The sequence below is a fragment of the Stenotrophomonas sp. GD03930 genome (assembly GCF_029839665.1).
Classification (GTDB): domain Bacteria; phylum Pseudomonadota; class Gammaproteobacteria; order Xanthomonadales; family Xanthomonadaceae; genus Stenotrophomonas; species Stenotrophomonas forensis.
On sequence record NZ_JAOCAV010000002.1, the window covers coordinates 606,596 to 623,874 of the forward strand.

General features: G+C 64.0%; 16 protein-coding genes. 3 read left to right on the forward strand and 13 right to left on the reverse strand.

Features of this window, described 5'->3' with window-relative positions:
* Window positions 1–150: 150 nt before the first annotated feature.
* From N5C18_RS13455 to N5C18_RS13480, 6 genes are all read right to left on the reverse strand, one after another.
* A complete protein-coding gene (locus N5C18_RS13455; RefSeq protein WP_223224792.1) occupies window positions 151–696 on the reverse strand; it encodes a nuclear transport factor 2 family protein in 546 nt (181 codons plus the stop codon).
* Window positions 680–1,450 carry a cytochrome c gene (locus N5C18_RS13460; RefSeq protein ID WP_005413420.1) on the reverse strand — a complete coding sequence of 257 codons (771 nt, stop codon included), beginning with the start codon at window positions 1,448–1,450 and terminating at the stop codon, window positions 680–682. Before N5C18_RS13460 ends, N5C18_RS13455 begins: the two co-directional genes overlap by 17 nt.
* A 12-nt stretch (window positions 1,451–1,462) precedes the next feature.
* Window positions 1,463–2,731: a copper-binding protein CopB gene (locus N5C18_RS13465; protein ID WP_005413421.1), complete on the reverse strand. Its 1,269-nt coding sequence runs from the start codon at window positions 2,729–2,731 to the stop codon at window positions 1,463–1,465.
* Window positions 2,728–4,596: a copper resistance system multicopper oxidase gene (locus tag N5C18_RS13470; protein WP_012480217.1), complete on the reverse strand. Its 1,869-nt coding sequence runs from the start codon at window positions 4,594–4,596 to the stop codon at window positions 2,728–2,730. Before N5C18_RS13470 ends, N5C18_RS13465 begins: the two co-directional genes overlap by 4 nt.
* 113 nt (window positions 4,597–4,709) lie before the next feature.
* Complete coding sequence (copL, locus tag N5C18_RS13475; RefSeq protein WP_012480218.1) at window positions 4,710–5,129, reverse strand: transcriptional regulator CopL; 420 nt, start codon at window positions 5,127–5,129, stop codon at window positions 4,710–4,712.
* A 174-nt stretch (window positions 5,130–5,303) separates the two neighbouring features.
* Window positions 5,304–5,654, reverse strand: coding sequence for a helix-turn-helix transcriptional regulator (locus N5C18_RS13480; RefSeq protein ID WP_043033515.1), 351 nt, complete (start codon window positions 5,652–5,654; stop codon window positions 5,304–5,306).
* Between the two features lie 122 nt (window positions 5,655–5,776).
* Between N5C18_RS13480 and N5C18_RS13485 the strand changes: the two genes are divergently transcribed.
* The gene (locus N5C18_RS13485) at window positions 5,777–6,535 is read left to right on the forward strand and encodes a hypothetical protein (RefSeq protein ID WP_231298593.1); all 759 of its coding nucleotides are present in this window, start codon (window positions 5,777–5,779) and stop codon (window positions 6,533–6,535) included.
* A gap of 20 nt (window positions 6,536–6,555) precedes the next feature.
* On the opposite strand, the gene N5C18_RS13490 is transcribed toward N5C18_RS13485, so the two are convergent.
* Window positions 6,556–7,608: a DNA-binding protein gene (locus tag N5C18_RS13490; protein ID WP_279944786.1), complete on the reverse strand. Its 1,053-nt coding sequence runs from the start codon at window positions 7,606–7,608 to the stop codon at window positions 6,556–6,558.
* 274 nt (window positions 7,609–7,882) lie between these two features.
* On the opposite strand from N5C18_RS13490, the gene N5C18_RS13495 reads away from it, so the two are divergent.
* Together N5C18_RS13495 and N5C18_RS13500 are read left to right on the forward strand one after the other, a co-directional pair.
* Window positions 7,883–9,463, forward strand: a complete 1,581-nt coding sequence (locus N5C18_RS13495; protein WP_026070029.1) for an AAA family ATPase — start codon at window positions 7,883–7,885, stop codon at window positions 9,461–9,463.
* Window positions 9,441–10,538: a UvrD-helicase domain-containing protein gene (locus N5C18_RS13500; RefSeq protein ID WP_043033512.1), complete on the forward strand. Its 1,098-nt coding sequence runs from the start codon at window positions 9,441–9,443 to the stop codon at window positions 10,536–10,538. The genes N5C18_RS13495 and N5C18_RS13500 overlap by 23 nt, the downstream gene beginning before the upstream one ends.
* Before the next feature lie 15 nt (window positions 10,539–10,553).
* On the opposite strand, the gene N5C18_RS13505 is transcribed toward N5C18_RS13500, so the two are convergent.
* The 6 genes from N5C18_RS13505 to N5C18_RS13530 are packed head-to-tail and all read right to left on the reverse strand — an operon-like array spanning window position 10,554 to window position 17,276.
* The gene (locus tag N5C18_RS13505; protein ID WP_279944788.1) at window positions 10,554–10,829 is read right to left on the reverse strand and encodes a hypothetical protein; all 276 of its coding nucleotides are present in this window, start codon (window positions 10,827–10,829) and stop codon (window positions 10,554–10,556) included.
* On the reverse strand, window positions 10,826–14,017 hold the full coding sequence (locus N5C18_RS13510) for a CusA/CzcA family heavy metal efflux RND transporter (protein WP_049402758.1): 3,192 nt from the start codon (window positions 14,015–14,017) through the stop codon (window positions 10,826–10,828). Before N5C18_RS13510 ends, N5C18_RS13505 begins: the two co-directional genes overlap by 4 nt.
* Before the next feature lie 8 nt (window positions 14,018–14,025).
* Window positions 14,026–14,976 carry an efflux RND transporter periplasmic adaptor subunit gene (locus N5C18_RS13515; protein ID WP_279944789.1) on the reverse strand — a complete coding sequence of 317 codons (951 nt, stop codon included), beginning with the start codon at window positions 14,974–14,976 and terminating at the stop codon, window positions 14,026–14,028.
* On the reverse strand, window positions 14,973–16,250 hold the full coding sequence (locus N5C18_RS13520; RefSeq protein WP_043033510.1) for a TolC family protein: 1,278 nt from the start codon (window positions 16,248–16,250) through the stop codon (window positions 14,973–14,975). The genes N5C18_RS13515 and N5C18_RS13520 overlap by 4 nt, the downstream gene beginning before the upstream one ends.
* Before the next feature lie 55 nt (window positions 16,251–16,305).
* Window positions 16,306–16,662, reverse strand: coding sequence for a hypothetical protein (locus N5C18_RS13525; RefSeq protein ID WP_012480228.1), 357 nt, complete (start codon window positions 16,660–16,662; stop codon window positions 16,306–16,308).
* Window positions 16,659–17,276, reverse strand: a complete 618-nt coding sequence (locus N5C18_RS13530; protein ID WP_005413376.1) for a cation transporter — start codon at window positions 17,274–17,276, stop codon at window positions 16,659–16,661. Before N5C18_RS13530 ends, N5C18_RS13525 begins: the two co-directional genes overlap by 4 nt.
* Between the last annotated feature and the right edge of the window lie 3 nt (window positions 17,277–17,279).

Below are 17,279 nucleotides of genomic sequence, written 5' to 3' on the forward strand. Positions count from 1 at the left end.
CGTCGGCTGATTGGACGACAACCTGTGCGGAGGGCGAGGTTGTGGGTTGCGCGGATGAAGCATCCTGGGTGCAAGCACCCAGACCAGCCACGGCAAGGACCACAAAAGTCAGACGGTGCAATGTGAGCGTAGTCATTTCAATCTCTCGACTCAGCGCTTGGTCCGCGAGGACCAGTGGATGTGGACGATCCGCCAGCCGTCCGCGGTCTCCTTCAGCACCATCGTCTCGTCGCTCTGGACGGTCAGTGGCTGGCCGTCCTTCTGGGCATGCAACTCGCTTTCGGTTCCGACCCACGCGAACTCGCCAGCGGCTCGTGCGCGCTGACGGAGCAGCTGGCGATGGGCGCCCTTGAGGAACGCCGCATCGCTGACTGCGTGATGGCCCATGTATTCCTCGCGGCTGCGTTCGGCGCCCCCGGACTCGAGGATGAGAACGTCGGCAGCGAGCAGGGCTTCGACCGTGGCCAGATCGCCGCTAGACAGGGCCCTGTTGAAACGCTCCGCTACGGCGACCGCGGCCTCTGCAGTGACTGGGACGTCGACGTCCGCAGATGCCGCGGCAGCGGGGTGATGTGCGTGCGGCTGTGTCGCCTGCGCCATTGCGGGGGACACGACGGCCAGTGCCAGTGCGAGGGTGAACGAGATTGCTGTTGCGTTCATTGCGTGGGCTCCAAGAAGATCAATGGGGGTGCGCATGGCCGTCATCGGCCACGGGCGTGTGTGGTGCAGGGTGCGACTCCACCTTGCCGTCGGGATGGCCGTGGCTCACCAACCCGACTTCCGTGTCGCTGGGTGTCGGGCCGTGGTGATCGTCGTCCACGCCCGGCGGGTGCGCATGCGGCATGGAGTTGTTGCCCGGCTCGAATAAGGCAGGGTGATCCTCGGCCTTTTCGTCGTCATGGTGGCCTTGCGTCTCGCCGCCGCCATGCGAATGGCCCTCGCTGCTGTCGACAAGTTCCTTGTACGCAGTCGCGTCCAGCGTGGGCAACTTCTGCAGGAAGGCCGACATGTTCCATATGAACTCATCGTCCATGCTGCCGCCCCAAGCGGGCATGCCGCTGGCCTTGATGCCGTGCTTGATCACCCAGAACGCCTCAGCTGGAGCGACCGGCTGTTTGCTTAGGTTCGGTGGCGCGGGGTACAGGCCCTTGCTCATCTCGGTGGCCGCCGCGTCTGGTGAAAGATGGCAGGTCACGCACATGGCGTTGTAGTTGCCCGCACCCTGGCGGATACGCTCAGGATCATCAAGGTTCGTGGGTAGCTGAAGCTTGGCGGCGCGCACCTCAATGGAACGCTCGCGCGCCGTTTCAAGTAGCGCATACACCGGGCGACTATGCGGATCGTCGGCGGCCACGTTGTACACGCCCAGAGAGAGCGTGGCGGTTGCGACCACCGCAACCAATGCCACGCCGGCACCGAGCCATACCCACATCTTTTTGTTGGATTTCATTGTCAGTTCCCCTTAGAACCAGGTACGAAGGCCGATGACCAAGCGCGTGTCTTCAAAGGACTCGCCATGCTCGCGTCGCATGTCTGCGGTATTGCCAAACGCGCGCTCGTACACCACGCCGATGTAGGGAGCGAACTTTCGGGTGAACTCATAGCGAAGTCGTAGCCCCGCCTCAGCGGCACTCAGACCCGAACCTATCCCGCGCAATGGATCGTTCTTGCCATAGGCGGTGACTTCCACCAGCGGCTGCAAGATCAGCCGGTTGGTTAGCAGCAATTCGTACTCGGCCTCGACATTGGCGGCAGTCTGGCCCCCTTCGCCGAGATAGGCTGTGGCGGACACTTCGAACTTCATCGGCGCCAAGCCCTGTACACCGATAGCGGCGAAGTTCTGCGATGCCCCAGGCTTGAAGTCATGACGCACACCGGCCACCACATCCCACCACGTGGAGATACTGCGGCCGTAAAGCACTTCCAGATCAGCCGACTCGGTCTGACCATCCGTGCGTTCGCCTTCACTGCGGAGCCAGACGCGATTGAGGTCCGTACCGATCCAGCCCTGGCCCTCCCAGCCCAGCCCGGTGCCCGGATCGGCATCCCAGGTTTCCAGGCGATTGAGCAGCACGTAGCTCTTGATCGAGTTGTCATGCACCGGATGCGCGTGTTCCGGCGCGATGGCCGCCTTGCGATCCGCGTCCGTCACCGCGGGAATCGGGGTGCGCGGCTGCGTTGGCGCTGCAGGCCCGTGTCCCATCTGACTGTGGTCCATGCCCTCCATCGATTGCATTCCCGCTTCTGGTGTAGCGGGCGCGGGCGAATCATGGCCCATCTGCGAATGGTCCATCCCCTGCATCGCAGGCGTGGCCGTGCCGGAGGTGTCGGCTGCAGCGGGCTGTGCCATCTGACTGTGATCCATGCCCTGCATCGACTGCGCCTGCGCTGTGGGCGCCGCAGGTGTGCTCGCGGGCGAGCCGTGCCCCATCTGCGAATGGTCCATGCCCTGCATGGCAGGCTCGGCTGCGTTAGCCTGCGGCTCGGCGTGGCCCATCGCCGCATGATCGATCGTCGCTTCGCTCGTCTTGGCCGGTGTTGCAGGCTTTTGGGCTGGCGCAGGTTTTGATGTCGGTGCCTGATGTGCAGAGTGATCCTGAGTCTGGGTCTGCGCGCCCTGCTCCATCTGCATGGAGCCGTGCTGCATAGATTGGGCGCTGGCCGCATTGGCCAGGGCCAGCGAGATAGCCGTCAGCGCAGTCAGGGTGGTATCGCGTCTATTGATGTTCATTCGTCGACCCTCACCGTGCGCATCATTCCGGCTTCCATGTGATAAAGCAGGTGGCAATGGAACGCCCAGCTGCCCAACGCATCGGCACGCACGCGATACGTGCGTCGGCTACCTGGCGGCATATCCACCGTGTGCTTGCGCACCATGAAGTTGCCGTTGTCGTCCTCCACGTCACTCCACATGCCGTGCAAATGGATGGGATGGGTCATCATCGTGTCGTTAACCAATACGATGCGCATACGCTCGCCGTAGTTCAGCCGCAGCGGCTCGACATCGGAAAACTTCTGACCGTTGAAGCCCCAGGAGAATTTCTCCATGTGTCCGGTCAGATGCAGCTCGATCTCGCGACCGGGGTCGCGTCCGTCAGGGTCTTCAAAGGTGCTCTTGAGCATGGAATACGTCAGCACATGACGGCCGTTATCGCGCAGGCCATTGCCCGGATCATCCAAGCGCGAACTCACGCTCATGGCTTGGTTGTCCAACAGGGGATTGTTGGTCTCGCTAGCAGGGTGTGATTGCATGCCCCCGTGCTGCATGCCTGCCATGGCACCATCGCCGGCGGCGGGCATCGCATGGCCTGCATGGGCCGAGGTCGCGTTACCGCTGACAGGTGGGGTCATGCCAGGCATGCCCATGGCCGCACCACAGCCGCCTTCCATGCCCTTGCTGCCGCCAGACATATCCATCGACCCATGATCCATGCCCATGTCTGCCATCGTCAGCAGCGGCCGGGGATCCACAGACGGAACGGGCGCGCGTAATCCTTCGCGCACAGCGAGCGTGCCGCTGATGTAGCCGGTGCGACCGGAGTCTTGGGCAAAGATGGTGAATGCGTCCTGCCCGGAGGGCTCCACGATCACATCGAAGGTTTCTGCTACCGCGATGCGGAACTCGTCGACGGAAACCGGATGGACATACAAGCCATCTGCCGCCACCACGGTCATCTTCAGCCCCGGAATACGCACATCGAAGTACGTCATGGCAGAGCCATTGATGAAACGCAGGCGCACCTTCTCGCCACTGCGGAACAAACCGGTCCAGTTGCCCAGTGAGGTCGTGCCGTTCATCAGGTAGGTGTAGGTGTTGGCGTTGACGTCGGACAGGTCCGTGGGCGTCATCCGCATCACGCCCCACATCTTGCGATCTTCCAACGTGGCCGACAGGCCGTTGCGCTTCACATCGCGCGCAAAATCGCCGACCGTGCGCTTGTAGTAATTGTCATGGCCCGGCATCTTCTTCAAACGATCGAACAGGGCCGTCGGGTCCAGGTCTGTCCAATCGCTCAGCATCACGACGTAGTCGCGATCGAAACTGAAGGGCTCCGGCTCCAATGGGTCGATGACGATCGGGCCATAGAGCCCGGCTTGTTCCTGGAACCCTGAGTGGCTGTGGTACCAGTAGGTTCCGCCCTGATGCAGGGTGAACCGGTAGTGGTAGGTCTCACCACGTCCGATACCGTCAAAGCTCAGACCCGGCACGCCGTCCATGTTGGCCGGCAAAATGATGCCGTGCCAATGGATGGAGGTGTCCGCGCCATGGATGGAGTTAGCGGGCAATGCATTAGAGACGCGCAAGTTGACCGTGGTGCCTTCCCGCCACCGCAGCAACGGCGCCGGAACGGACCCGTTGACCGTGATCGCGGTGCGGGTCTTGCCGGTGAAGTTCATCGGCGTCTCGCCAATGGTCAGGTCAAACTCAGTGCCCGATAGTACGTTGGGTTGTCCCGGCCCCTTGAGCGCCCAACTGGCTTTGGGCCAGAAACCTAATCCTGCGACTGCGCCTCCCAAGGCCAAGCCTTGGACAAATCGCCGCCGCGAAGGCAGCAGCGGTCCACCGCGTGGACCACGAAAATCATCATGCGACATGAAAATGCTCCAAGCGTCGTGTTGCCACCGGCGGGCGGTGGTACAGAGCGGGCGGCTGGCCTAAACAGGCATGCAAGCCACACCAACGGCGCCATTGCGGCGCCTAGGGACGCTTAGCCGATCGGTGGTCGGATCAGATGAGGCAAGGCAGGTGCCGCATGCCCTAGGGGCAGCGGCATGACATCCAGGCCCAAGGCCAGTTGCACCGAAACATGCAGGCGCGCAGGAAGTGCGCTCGCGCAAGCGTGTACGCAGGCGCACCGGCACGCAGAAGACTTGCAACAGTCGGGACCGGCATGGTCGCCATGCCCAGTGCCAGCCTTTTCAATCGATGTGGCATCGGGATGATGCTCAGCACTGTGATGGGCGAAGCAGTCTTCGTCGACTTGCACCGCGGCAGCCACTTCGCTGGCCTGCTCTTCCATGACCGGGTTCATACTGACGGACGCAAACGCCGACCACGCGCCGTTAAGCACGAGCATGGCGATCAGGAACAGTCGCAGTAGAAGTGAGGAGGCTGACACGGGCGACATGGTATATCACTTTAGACAAGGCGCGTGTGTATCGGTCGTGAACAAAATCTCAAGTAAGCCTGAGATGTCGCGACTTGTCAGTCGCACTAGCCGCGGACACTGCAGCTCCCTCCAGAAGCGCCCAAAGGGCGGGTTGAGGCGAAGAGTTGCCCATAGGGCGAGCGCTTGTTCGGTTTACTTCTCGGGCGTGGCCTCGATCAGCTTCACCAACTCGCGCTTCTGCTGCTTGCTTAGCGAGCCCCAGCGCAGGAGCAACTTGGCCAGCAGATCATCGTCGGTGTAAAGGAAGGCGGCGGGGATCCCCAACGCTTGGGCCAACCGCTCAGCAATCTCCAGCATGGGCTCGTGCTTGCCACGCTCGTACTGGTTGATTCGGGGGCTGGCCACGTGAGGATCCAGACCGGCCCGGATGCCCAACTCCTTCTGCGACAAACCCGTGTGCAGGCGGGCTTGTTTGAGGCGTCGAGCGAAGGTCGGTGTTGAGTCGACGGACAAAGTCACGCGCGCACCCCATGGAGACCCCATAAGGATGGCGGATGTACCCAGCCTTGCATACTAAGATATTCTTAGCTTTGAGGCAACCGGCGACACCGGTAGCGCCGCCCCCCCCCCAGGAGCCACGCCGCTCCCTCATCCCCGGAAACCGCATGCCCGGAACCTCGTCAATGACGCCATCTGGGGTCGCCAGCATCGAGGAGTTGGGCCTTCGTGGCACCCTTTTCCTAGCCGCACTGTTAGCCGCGCAGCTACGACGCCTACCGGTGGCGCCCACACGCCGCTCCACCTTGCTGGTGCTGGACACGCTGCGAGACTTGGCCTTGATCCAAGTTCCCTGGCCAGCGGATCGATGGCAGATCCGCCCCGATGCCGAGGTCACGCCCATCGAAGATCCGCAATGTGCTTTCGCCTGGTCTACCCACGAGCGCAGGCACCTGCTCCCGGTGCTGGAAGACCAACTCGGCGATATGGCACACGATGTAGACTTGGCGGACGCGAAACTGGAGCTGTGGGATGAACTTGCACTCTGGGAGACCGAGCAGTTTCTGGAGCAGCAATTGCTCAAACATCACTTCGACCCAGGCTGGGCACGTGATGTGGGGTTCGTCTTTCAATCCGGACCGCGGGGCTTGCCGATCGCGCGGTGGCGTTACTGCTGCTGGGCGGCGGTACGCCAAGGTGCCTCGGTGGCGATGCGTCTTGGCGTGCACGACAGCGCCCATGTGCGGGAAGCCATCTTTCAGGAGGTCCAGAAGCGCCTGCGCTACCTGATGACCAGTTCGCCCGAGCAAGGCATGTTCAAGCCCTATCATTTGGCACCGGAGTCCTCAGTAGCCAAACTGTTTGTAGATTGGGTCGTCCCTATGGAATGGGCGTACTGGACAGGTGAGCGCCACCCCAGCCGCTAGCAGACAAACGAGCAGCCTCGTCAGTCGGCTCCCCCATCTTGCGCATGGCCGCGCCGAGTTTTCTTCACCGCATTTTGTGCTGGCGTCAGTTGATTCAGTAGAGGCTCTAGCGCTTCAAGACGTGCATTGGCACGCAACGCATCGGCTTCAGCGCTCTCGCGGCGCTCACGCTCCCGCGCAAGGGTGTCTTGAACTTGAGCTAGCTCGTTGCGCATGGTATCCAAGGTCTTGGCGTCAGTCTTCCAGCGCTCCTGCAGTGCCAAATAGTCCGTCGCGGTCTGGCGCAACGCCACGACCTCGCTGTGTTGGCCTTCGTGGGCCTGTCGTAGCTGGGCAAGCTCACGCTCAATCCGCCCGTGGCGCTCCAGCCATTGACCATTGTCGCGGTTCAGCACCAACAGCTCCTGATTCTTCGCGCCCAAGGCTTCATTGGCCTGACGTAAGGCTACTTGCAGCTCTTGGACCTGATGCTCGTGACGGCGAAGCTCTTGCTCACGCTGCTCTTTGGTTGAAGTGCGGTAGTGCTCAAGCGCTTCCCGGGCATGGGCATGCTTGTCCTCCAGAGAACGCGTATGCGCCTCATGATCAGCCAGCCGCACCGTCATGCCAGCGATGCGCTCGTTCAACTGGGCGATTTCCGCGATCCTGTCACCTAGATTCTGTTGAAGGAGGGCGTGAGCAGCTTGCTCTTGGTGCAGGCTTGCTTCGGTGCGCTGCAGCCGACTGCTCAAGGCGGCAGCCTCCTCTTGGGCACCGGAAAGCGCCTGTTGCCGACTGTGGAGCTCAGCCTGATGGCGCTCACGCTCCTGGGTGAGGATGGCCTCTGCTTCCTCCTGGAGCCGCGAGGCCAAGCGCGCAACCAAGTCCTGCAAAGCATCACTAACGGCTACCGTCCTCGCCGGACCGCCGCCTTCCTCTCCTTCCAGTTCACGCAAGTAGCGGTGGATCGTGGTCTTGGAGCCCGCGTTGCCCAAGGCCACTCGCACCGCGTCGACTGACGGCTTCTTGCGTTGGGCCAGCAGCGCGTCGCGCGCCTTCTGGACGTCACTCTTATAGAGTCCTGCGCGCGCCATCGTGCCACCTCACTTTATTTCGTAATGTATTACATACCATGTAATTACATACTATTAAAGCAGGTAGACGACCGCTCGTCGGCGAAAATAGTTATACGGGATAATATTGAATTATCCCGCGTAAGGCGGATTCTGACCCTTCCCGGCGTCCCAAGCAGTACGAAACCGCCCAGGGCCGGCGATCGCTGGGTAGTATGGCCCAGAGCGGAAAGGAGGCCAGCCAGGGTGCAGGCAGGCTCCGCCACCGAGCCCGTTGGCCATCATAGGACTGTGCATGCCGATCGAACGTATCGTCATCGACAACTTCAAGTCGTTTCGCCATCTGGACCTGCCCCTCAATGCCCACATGAACCTGGTGGTGGGCGACAACGAGGTCGGTAAATCCACCCTGCTGGAGGCCATCCACGCGGTGGTCACCGGCCAGCTGCATGGGCGCAATCTTGCCTACGAGCTCACGCCCTACCTGTTCCACCAGCCCACGGTGCAGGAGTACTTGGGAGCGCTTGCCACGGGCACGCCGGCCTCGCCGCCACGGATCTCCATCGAAGCCTATCTGGGCGCCGACGCCGCGCTGGCGTCGTTACGCGGCACCAACAACTCCCTGCGTCTGGATACCGCCGGCATCCGGCTGCTGGTCGAGCTCAACGACGACTACCGCGAGGAGTTCAACGCCTACCTGCAGCAGCACCAGGGCGCGGTCAGCCTGCCGGTGGAGTACTACACGGTGCGCTGGTACTCCTTCGCCAACAATGGCGTCACCGCCCGTAGTATTCCGTTCGACTCGACCATCATCGACACGCACGGCATCAAGACCTTGTCCGGTGCCGATCGCTATATCGCCGGCATCATCGAGCAGGCACTGACGCCTGCGCAGCGCGTCTCGCTGTCGCTGAGCTTCCGCCGCATGCGGCAGAGCTTTTCCGAAGAAGCGGATGTGGCAGCGATCAATGCCTACTTGACCGAGCACACCGGGGACATCAGCCACAGGGCATTGACGGTAGGCGTGGACACATCGCCGCGCTCAACGTGGGAAACCAGCCTGTCACCCTACCTGGATGAGCTCCCGTTCACCCAGGCCGGCAAGGGCGAGCAAAGCGCGGTGAAGATGAAGCTGGCGATGCACGCGGCCGGCGCGGCTCACGTGCTGCTGATCGAGGAGCCGGAGAACCATCTGTCCTATTCAAGCATGACCCAGCTGATCGACAAGATTGCGGCCCTCTCCACCGCCCAGCAGGTGATCATCGCCACCCACAGCAGCTTCGTGTTGAACAAGCTGGGCGTGGACAACGTGATCCTGTTCAGCGCGCAAGGCCAGATGAAGCTGGACCAGCTGCCCAGCGATACCCACGACTATTTCATGAAGCTGCCGGGCCACGACACGCTGCGGTTGATCCTGGCCAAGCAGGCGATCCTGGTGGAAGGCCCTTCCGACGAACTGATCGTGCAGCGTGCCTACAGTGACCATCACGGCGTGGCGCCGATGGCTCACGGCGTAGACATCATTTCGGTCAAGTCGTTGGCATTCAAACGCTTCTTGCAGATTGCCGATCGACTGAGGATTCAGGCCAAGGTGATCACCGACAACGACGGTGATATCGCAGTTGTGCAAGAGCGCTATGCCGAGCACATCAACGCGATCTATTACGATTCCGACGAGAGCGCCCCTTCGCTGGAAGAGCAGCTGATCAAAGCCAACTCGCTGGCCGAACTCAATACCGTGCTGGGCAAGGCCTTTGCCGATGAGGTGGCGCTGCTCAAGTACATGAAGGGCCATAAGACCGATACGGCCTTGGCGATTTTCAATAGCCCGCACTCGATCAGGTTCCCGGACTATGTCCAGCGTGCCATCACCTAACCGGGTCCTGCTCTCGGCAGCCGGCTCGGGCAAGACCACGTTGCTGGTCCGGCAGGCCTTGGAGCGACCTGAGCGCCGCATCGCGATTGTCACCTACACGCTGGAAAACCTGGAAGAGATCCGGCGCTCGTTTGAGGCCCACGCAGGCGCGGTCCCCGCGCATGTCACCTTGCACAGCTGGTATGGCTTTCTGCTGCGCCAGTGCATTCGCCCGTACCAGGCTGCGCTTTGCCCTGAGCCTCGCATCGAGACCATCCTGTTCGTAGAAGGTGTCACCAACAACCGCGCCCCACGCACCCAGGTGGCGCGCCACTACCTGGCGGGCAACCGGATGTATTCGGACCGAGCGGCCGATTTCGCTGTGCGCTGCGATGAGCTGACCCAAGGCCAGGTCGTGGCGCGATTGGCGGCGATGTACGACGAGCTCTACATCGACGAAGTCCAGGATCTGGCCGGCTTTGATCTGGATCTGGTCGAACGGCTGTTGAAGAGCGAGATTGCCATCACGTTGGTAGGCGATACGCGCCAAGCCACGTATGCGACCAACTATGCGCAAAGGTACAGCCAATACCGTGGTCCGAATCTGGCAGCGCTGTTTCAGATTTGGGAGGCCGACGGCTTATGCCGGCTGGATCACCGCCTCACCAGTCTGCGCTGCGTCCAGGCCCTGTGCGATATGGCTGACACGCTCTATCCGCAGATGCCGCGGACCCAATCAGGCAATGGCGAGGTCACCGGACACGATGGCATCTACCTCGTCGCTCCAGGGGATGTGGCCGCGTACATGCAGGAGTTCGCCCCCACCGTGCTCCGGCATGACCGGCGGCAGGCGTGCGACGGACTGCCGGCGGTGAACTTTGGGCAGTGCAAGGGCCGCACCTACAGTCGGGTCCTCATCTTTCCGAACGGGCCGTTGACGCAGTACCTGCGCACGGCCGATGCAGCGCGTATCACCGCGCCGCCGAAATACTACGTGGCCTTCACCCGGGCGCGGCAAAGCGTGGCCTTTGTGTATGCCGGCGCGTGCGCGTTGCCGGGTCATCAGCTCTATGCGCCTGCCAGCGCAGACGCATAGAGCCAGGGGCTGCGATCACATCTTCTTTAACGGCGCCGCGGTGGGCGGCGGCGGTACCGGGCCCGGGTCGTTGAAACACAGCATGATCTGATCGATGCCGAATTGATCGGCCAGGACCTGGGCAATCACAGCATGCACCAGGTCCAGGTCGACCGAGGGCGCCGCGACCGTGATGGTGGCCGCGATCGCACGGCCATGCTCACCGGCGACCAGGCGCAGGTCGTCCACCACTTTCACGCCCGGGTCGGTAAACATCGCCGCACGGACCTGTTCCAGGTTGAGCTCGTTCATGGGGACTCCAAAGCAGTGCTACCGGCGCGGGGAGCTCGGTCGCGATGCAGCCAACGATAGAGCACCGGCAGCACCAACAAGGTCAATGCGGTGGATGAGACGATGCCGCCGATGACGACAGTGGCCAGCGGCCGCTGCACTTCCGAGCCAGCACCGACATTCAAGGCCATGGGTAGGAAGCCCAGCGAGGCTACCAGGGCGGTCATCAACACCGGTCGCAGGCGTCCAAGGGCGCCGTCGCGCACAGCGTCGTCTAGCGGATCGCCCTGTTCGCGCAGACGGCGGATGAAGGCGATCATGACCAGCCCGTTGAGTACGGCCACGCCCGACAGCGCGATGAAGCCCACGCCGGCAGAGATCGACAACGGAATCCCGCGCAGAGCCAGTGCCAGCACACCGCCGGTCAGCGCCAGCGGCACGCCACTGAACACAATGGCCGCATCCTTGGCCGAGCCGAAGGCCATGAATAGCAGAGCGAAGATCAACGCCAGTGTCACCGGAACGACCACGCCCAGGCGTTGGGTGGCCGAGATCAGCTGCTCGAAGGTGCCGCCGTAATCGATCCAGTAGCCCTCTGGAAGCGCGACATCCTGGCCGATGCGTGTGCGCAACTCGCCGACGAACCCGCCCAGATCGCGCTCGCGCACGTTGGCGGTGATCACCACGCGGCGCTTGCCGTTCTCGCGGTTGATCTGATTGGGCCCGCGCTCTACCTGGATCTTCGCCACTTCCCGCAGCGGCACCGTGCGAGGCCCCCCATTGGCGCCGGCGGCCAGACGGCTGGACTCATCGACACTGGTGCTTGCCGGCAGCGGAATGGGCAGATCTGCCAGCACAGCGGGGTCTTGGCGCTGCGCTTCGGGCAGGCGCACGACCAGGTCGAAGCGGCGGTCGCCCTCGATCAACTGGCCGGCAACACTGCCCCCAATGGCGGTGGCCACCGTTTCCTGCACATCGCCCGGGTTCAGGCCATACCGTGCCAATGCCGCCGGATCTGGCGTGATGGTCAGCAGCGGCAGGCCGGAGACCTGCTCGGCCTTGACGTCTTCGGCGCCGGGGACGCTACGCATGACCCGCTCGACCCGGCTGGCCAGGCGCGTCAACTGGTCAAGGTTGTCGCCGTAGACCTTGACCGCCACGTCCGAACGGACGCCGGAGATCAACTCGTTGGTGCGCATCTGGATGGGCTGGGTGAACTCGTAGTTGCTGCCCGGGATTTCCTTGGCCGCCGCCTCCAGCTCTTCCACCAGCTCGGCCTTGGGCTTGCGCGGGTCGGGCCACTGGTCGCGGGGCTTGAGCATCAGGAAGGTGTCGGCCATCGACGGCGGCATAGGATCGGTGGCCACCTCGGCGGTGCCGATCTTTGAGAAGATGTTGGCCACCTCCGGGAACTGGGCCAGGCGCTTCTCCAGCGTTTCCTGCATGGCCACCGACTGCTCCAAGCTGGTGCCGGGAATACGCATGGGCTGCAAGGTGATGTCGCCCTCATCCAGGCTCGGCACGAACTCCGAACCCAAGCGGGTGGCCAGCACGCCACAGCCCACCACCAGCACGGCCGCGCCGGCCAGCACCACCACGCGCCGACGCAGGGCCCAATCCAGCAGCGGCGTATAACGGGCACGCGACCAGCGCATCAGGCGGTTGTCGTGCTCAGCCACACGGCCGCGCAGGAAGCTGGCGATCGCCGCCGGCACGAAGGTCAGCGACAACACCATGGCGCCGGTCAGGGCCAGCACCACCGTGATCGCCATCGGGTGGAACATTTTTCCTTCTACCCCGGACAGCGAGAAGATCGGCAGGTAGACCGCGGCGATGATGCCCAGGCCAAACAGGCTGGGACGGATCACCTCGGCGGTGGCCGAGGCGGTCAGGTCATAGCGCTCTTCATCGTTGAGCTGGCGGCCTAGCGCGTGCTGCGCCTCGCCGAATCGGCGCAGACAGTTCTCGATGATGATCACCGCCCCGTCCACGATCAGGCCGAAGTCCAGCGCGCCCAGGCTCATCAGGTTGCCCGACACGCCGCCACGCACCATGCCGATGATGGTGAACAGCATCGCCAACGGGATCACCGCCGCGGTGATCAACGAGGCGCGCACATTGCCCAGCAGCAGGAACAGCACCACCACCACCAGCAGCGCGCCCTCGATCAGGTTCTTGGACACCGTGCCGATGGTGCGATCCACCAGCGCGGTGCGGTCATAGACGGCCTTGGCATGGACGCCGGCAGGCAGGCTGGCGTTGGCGGCATCCAGCTTGGCCGCGGCCGCCTGGGAGACTTCCCGGCTGTTGGCGCCGAACAACATGAAGGCGGTACCGACCACGACCTCGTGGCCATTCTGGGTGGCCGCGCCCGTGCGCAGCTCCTTGCCTTCGCCCACGCTAGCGACGTCGCGCACCCGAATGGGCACGCCATCGCGCCGGTCCAGCACGATGTTGCCGATTGCCTCCAGATTGGCTAGCTGGCCCGGCACGCGCACCAGGAACTGCTGTCCGTTGCGCTCGATGTAGCCGGCGCCGATGTTCTGGTTGTTGCGCATGACCGCGGCGACCACGTCGTTCAACGTGAAGCCCAGCGCCACCAACTGAGCTGGATCGGGAGTGATGTGGATCTGCCGCTCGAAGCCGCCGATGGTGTTGACCTCGGTGACGCCGGGCGTGGTGCGCAGCTGCGGCCGGATCACCCAGTCCTGCAGGGTGCGCAGGTCCGTGGCCGTGTACGGGGTGCCGTCGGGCTTGCGAGCGTTGGGCTCGGCCTCCACGGTGTACATGAAGATCTCGCCCAACCCGGTGGAGATCGGCCCCATTTCCGGGTCCAACCCTTCGGGAAGCTGGGAGGCGATCTGCTGCAGGCGCTCGGCGACCTGCTGGCGGGCAAAGTACAGGTCGGTGCCGTCCTTGAAGACGACGGTGACCTGCGAAAGCCCGTAGCGCGACAGCGAGCGGCTGTAGTCCAGCTTGGGCAGACCGGCCATGGCCGTTTCGATGGCAAAGGTGACCCGTTGTTCGGCCTCCAGCGGCGAGTAACCCGGGGCCTGGGTGTTGATCTGGACCTGGACGTTGGTGATGTCGGGTGTGGCGTCAATGGAAAGGTGACGGTAGCTCCACACGCCCAGCGCAACCAGCGCAGCGGTGAGCACTAGCGTCAGCCAGCGATGGCGGATGGACAGCCCAATGAGGCGTTCGAGCATGGCGGGCCTCATTCTTCTTCCACGGTGGACTTTTCGATGTCGGCCTTGATCAGGAAGCTTTGGGCCACCACCACCTGTTCACCGGCCTTGAGGCCTTCCAGCACTTCGGCGCGTTCGGCGTCGCGGCGCCCCAGCTTCACCGGCCGGGTGTGGTAGGTTTCGCCCTGCTGCACGTAGACCACGTCCTGGTCTTCTGCGGTCTGCAGCGCCGTGATCGGCACCACCAACGCTGCCGATTGGCGATCCACGGTGACCCGCGCCTTGACCGCCGACCCCGGCCGCCACAGGCCATCGGTGTTGGCCACCGTGCCGCGCGCAATGGTGCTTTGGCTGGCGGTGGCGGTGCCGGGCAGGACGCGCTCCAAGGTGGTCTGTGCGGTGACGCCATCGCTCAAGCGGGTAACCGTCACCGGCACGCCAGCACCGATGTGCTGGGCGTCGGCGCCGAAGATGTGCAGGTCCACCCACAGCGTGGACAGGTCGGCGACCTCAAACAGCGGCGCGCCCTCAGCGGCGGCCATGCCTACGGCGGCCGTGCGCGCCATGACCACGCCACTGATCGGCGCGGTGACGGTATAGGTGGTCAGGCTCAGGTTGCTCTCTACCGTGGCCAGTGCCTGGCCGGCCCGTACCTGATCACCCACGCCCGCACGCACGGAGCGGACCGGTCCGGGGAAGCGTGCCGTGACCTGCGCGATGCGACCGTCAATCGGGGTCAACAGCCCTTGCACCTCATGCTCGTCAGCAATCTCACCGGGGCCTGCCGGTGCGACCTGGATACCCGCTGCCTGCGCAGCTTTGGCGGCAATCTTGGTTTCCAGCGGCGCTTCCTCGTACTCGCCGTGCTCTTCGCCCTCAGCGGCGGCGCCGCCTTCGGACGCTTCGTTGGGGGCCGACGCGTTGCAGGCGGCCAGCATCATCAGGGCCATGCCCAGTGCGGTCCAAGAAAAGCGATTCATGGGGTCTCTCCGGTGGAAGCAGCCGCCGGCGGCGCGACAAGCGCTTGGCCGGTCAGGCGTTGAATTTCGATCAGGGCGCGCTGCGCATCGAGCGCCACGTCCAGCTGCTGCTGGGCCATGGCCGTGCGTTCGGACTGCAGCTGTGCCCATTCCAGGTAGCTGATCGCGCCGGCGCGATAGGCGCGCTCGGCGGCCTTCTCAGCCCGGGCCAACTTCGGCAGCACCTCGCCTTGCAGCCGTGCCACCTCGGCCTGCGCCACGGTGTAGCGACCATGGGCTTCGACCAGCGTGGAATACAGCGACAGGCCCTTGGCCTCGCGCTCGATCGTCAGAACCTCCAGCTCGGCTTCGCCGGCGCGGATCTCCGGCTGCGCGCGGCTGCGGCTGCCCAGTGGCATGGACAGGCTGGCCACCAGCGCGGTGTCGTCAGTCTCCTGCAGGCGGCGCACGCCCAGCTGCCACGACAAGTCCGGCGAGGCCGCCGAACGCGCCAGCTGCAGTCGTGCCTGCGCGATCCGGCGGGCATCGGCAAACTGCGCCAACTCGGGAGTGCGCTCCAATTCCTCGGCCAGCGACTGCATGGACGCGATCGCCGGCAGGGTCATGGGATCCGCCGCGGCCACCTCGAAGCTCGGAGCACGTTCGCCCCAGAGGGCAGCAAGGTGCTGCCGGGCGGCAATGCGCTGCTGCTCGGCCCGATCACGGGTCAACTCTGCTCTCGCCAGTGCTGCTTGTGCGGTGAGCATCACCGATTCGGGAGACGCGCCAGCCTGCAGGCGCTGCCGGGCAGCGGCGACGGTCCGCTGGCGCTGGCCGACATCCATGTTCGTCAGGCTGCGTTGCCGGTCGGCACCGACAACGGCCAAATAGCGCTGCGCCGTCTCGGCGAGCAGGTCCAGCCGCCTGGTCTCGCGCTGCACGGCCAGTGCATCAATCCGGCTTTGGGCCAAGGTGCGGCGGGCGTCGAGCTTGCCGCCGCGCTCCAGGACCGAGCTCAGGCTCAAGGTCAACTCCGCGCTGTCCAGGCCACGGGCCGCGCCCGTGCCCAGCGCATTTTCAACCTCCGCCCCCAACGTCCACGGTGGCCGCTGCACGGCCTGGTCGCGCTCGGCAGCGAGCACCGTGGCTCGCGCATCGACCAGGCGCAGCTCGGGGTGGGTTTGGGCCACGCGTGCAAACGCGTCGTCCAAGGTCATCAGCTCTTCTGCTGTCGCCGGCGTTGCCGCCGCGCTCAACAGTAGCCACGCGGCCAGGGCCGCCAATCGCACATGCATGAAGTACTCCAGAATTTTCGATAGCCAACAGGGATCCGGCGCACGCCGGCGCGCATCACCCTGCGATCGGCGGCCGGAACGGCGCGAGCAGGTGCTCATGCCGATATCTGTCCGCATGGGCTGTCGCCGACGGCCAATGCCGGCCGATATGAGCAATGGCCAACACTATTTCTGGAGCCGGCGCGGCCTGGCTACAGCACAGCACCAGCTGCTGTAGCCGGTGCAGCGCGGCGTCTACGCCACGCTCGGAAGCTGGTGATGCCACTGCCGGGTCATGGTCGGCCGCGGCCAGATGGGTTTGAGCATGGAGCTCGCCAACCACTGCCAGCACCGGCTGCGTCACAAGGCCCACGGCCAAGTGCGCCAGCAGCAGCCAGCGCAGGCCACAGCTCAGCCGGCCAAGCGCTGTCATGCAGGCGTTTTGCGCGCGTCGGCACGCGCCCGGCGAGCATCACCCAAGATCTCGAAAGCCTCCTTGATCACATACAGGCCGATCAGGGCGCCGATCACGAAATCCGGGTAGGGGCTGGCCAGCCACCACACCAACAGGCCGGCCAGAATCACCCCAACGTTGGCCACCACATCGGCGCGGGTAAACAGCCAGGTCGCTCGCAGATGCACTTCGCCAGACTTCAAGGGGGCGAGCATACGGAGCACCTTCAGGTTCACGGCCAGCGAGACCAGAGCGGTACCGATCATCCAACCGCTGACCGGCTCGGCGCCGTACATCACCCGGCGGCCGACTTCGACCAGCACGCCTACGCCCAGCACCAGCAGCACGCTGCCACTGACCCACGCGGCGTTGGCCTTGAAGCGCGCCGTGCGCCCGATAGCGACCAGGCCAATGGCATAGGCGGTGGCGTCAGACAGCATGTCCAGCGCGTCAGCCAGCAGCCCGGTGGAATGGGCAATCCAGCCGGCAATGCCGCCGATCACGGCCATCGCTGCATTCAGGACCAAGGCGATCCAGAGGATGCGTCGCTCCTCCTTGTTCTTGGCTTCGTGGTGGCACCCGCAATCACTCATGTC

Bases quoted from the DNA above. Each gene is read 5' to 3' on its own strand.
- N5C18_RS13455 (WP_223224792.1), bottom strand. From the start codon at position 696: ATGCGCACCCCCATTGATCTTCTTGGAGCCCACGCAATGAACGCAACA.
- N5C18_RS13460 (WP_005413420.1), bottom strand. From the start codon at position 1,450: ATGAAATCCAACAAAAAGATGTGGGTATGGCTCGGTGCCGGCGTGGCA.
- N5C18_RS13465 (WP_005413421.1), bottom strand. From the start codon at position 2,731: ATGAACATCAATAGACGCGATACCACCCTGACTGCGCTGACGGCTATC.
- N5C18_RS13470 (WP_012480217.1), bottom strand. From the start codon at position 4,596: ATGTCGCATGATGATTTTCGTGGTCCACGCGGTGGACCGCTGCTGCCT.
- copL (WP_012480218.1), bottom strand. From the start codon at position 5,129: ATGTCGCCCGTGTCAGCCTCCTCACTTCTACTGCGACTGTTCCTGATC.
- N5C18_RS13480 (WP_043033515.1), bottom strand. From the start codon at position 5,654: ATGGGGTCTCCATGGGGTGCGCGCGTGACTTTGTCCGTCGACTCAACA.
- N5C18_RS13485 (WP_231298593.1), top strand. From the start codon at position 5,777: ATGCCCGGAACCTCGTCAATGACGCCATCTGGGGTCGCCAGCATCGAG.
- N5C18_RS13490 (WP_279944786.1), bottom strand. From the start codon at position 7,608: ATGGCGCGCGCAGGACTCTATAAGAGTGACGTCCAGAAGGCGCGCGAC.
- N5C18_RS13495 (WP_026070029.1), top strand. From the start codon at position 7,883: ATGCCGATCGAACGTATCGTCATCGACAACTTCAAGTCGTTTCGCCAT.
- N5C18_RS13500 (WP_043033512.1), top strand. From the start codon at position 9,441: ATGTCCAGCGTGCCATCACCTAACCGGGTCCTGCTCTCGGCAGCCGGC.
- N5C18_RS13505 (WP_279944788.1), bottom strand. From the start codon at position 10,829: ATGAACGAGCTCAACCTGGAACAGGTCCGTGCGGCGATGTTTACCGAC.
- N5C18_RS13510 (WP_049402758.1), bottom strand. From the start codon at position 14,017: ATGCTCGAACGCCTCATTGGGCTGTCCATCCGCCATCGCTGGCTGACG.
- N5C18_RS13515 (WP_279944789.1), bottom strand. From the start codon at position 14,976: ATGAATCGCTTTTCTTGGACCGCACTGGGCATGGCCCTGATGATGCTG.
- N5C18_RS13520 (WP_043033510.1), bottom strand. From the start codon at position 16,250: ATGCATGTGCGATTGGCGGCCCTGGCCGCGTGGCTACTGTTGAGCGCG.
- N5C18_RS13525 (WP_012480228.1), bottom strand. From the start codon at position 16,662: ATGACAGCGCTTGGCCGGCTGAGCTGTGGCCTGCGCTGGCTGCTGCTG.
- N5C18_RS13530 (WP_005413376.1), bottom strand. From the start codon at position 17,276: ATGAGTGATTGCGGGTGCCACCACGAAGCCAAGAACAAGGAGGAGCGA.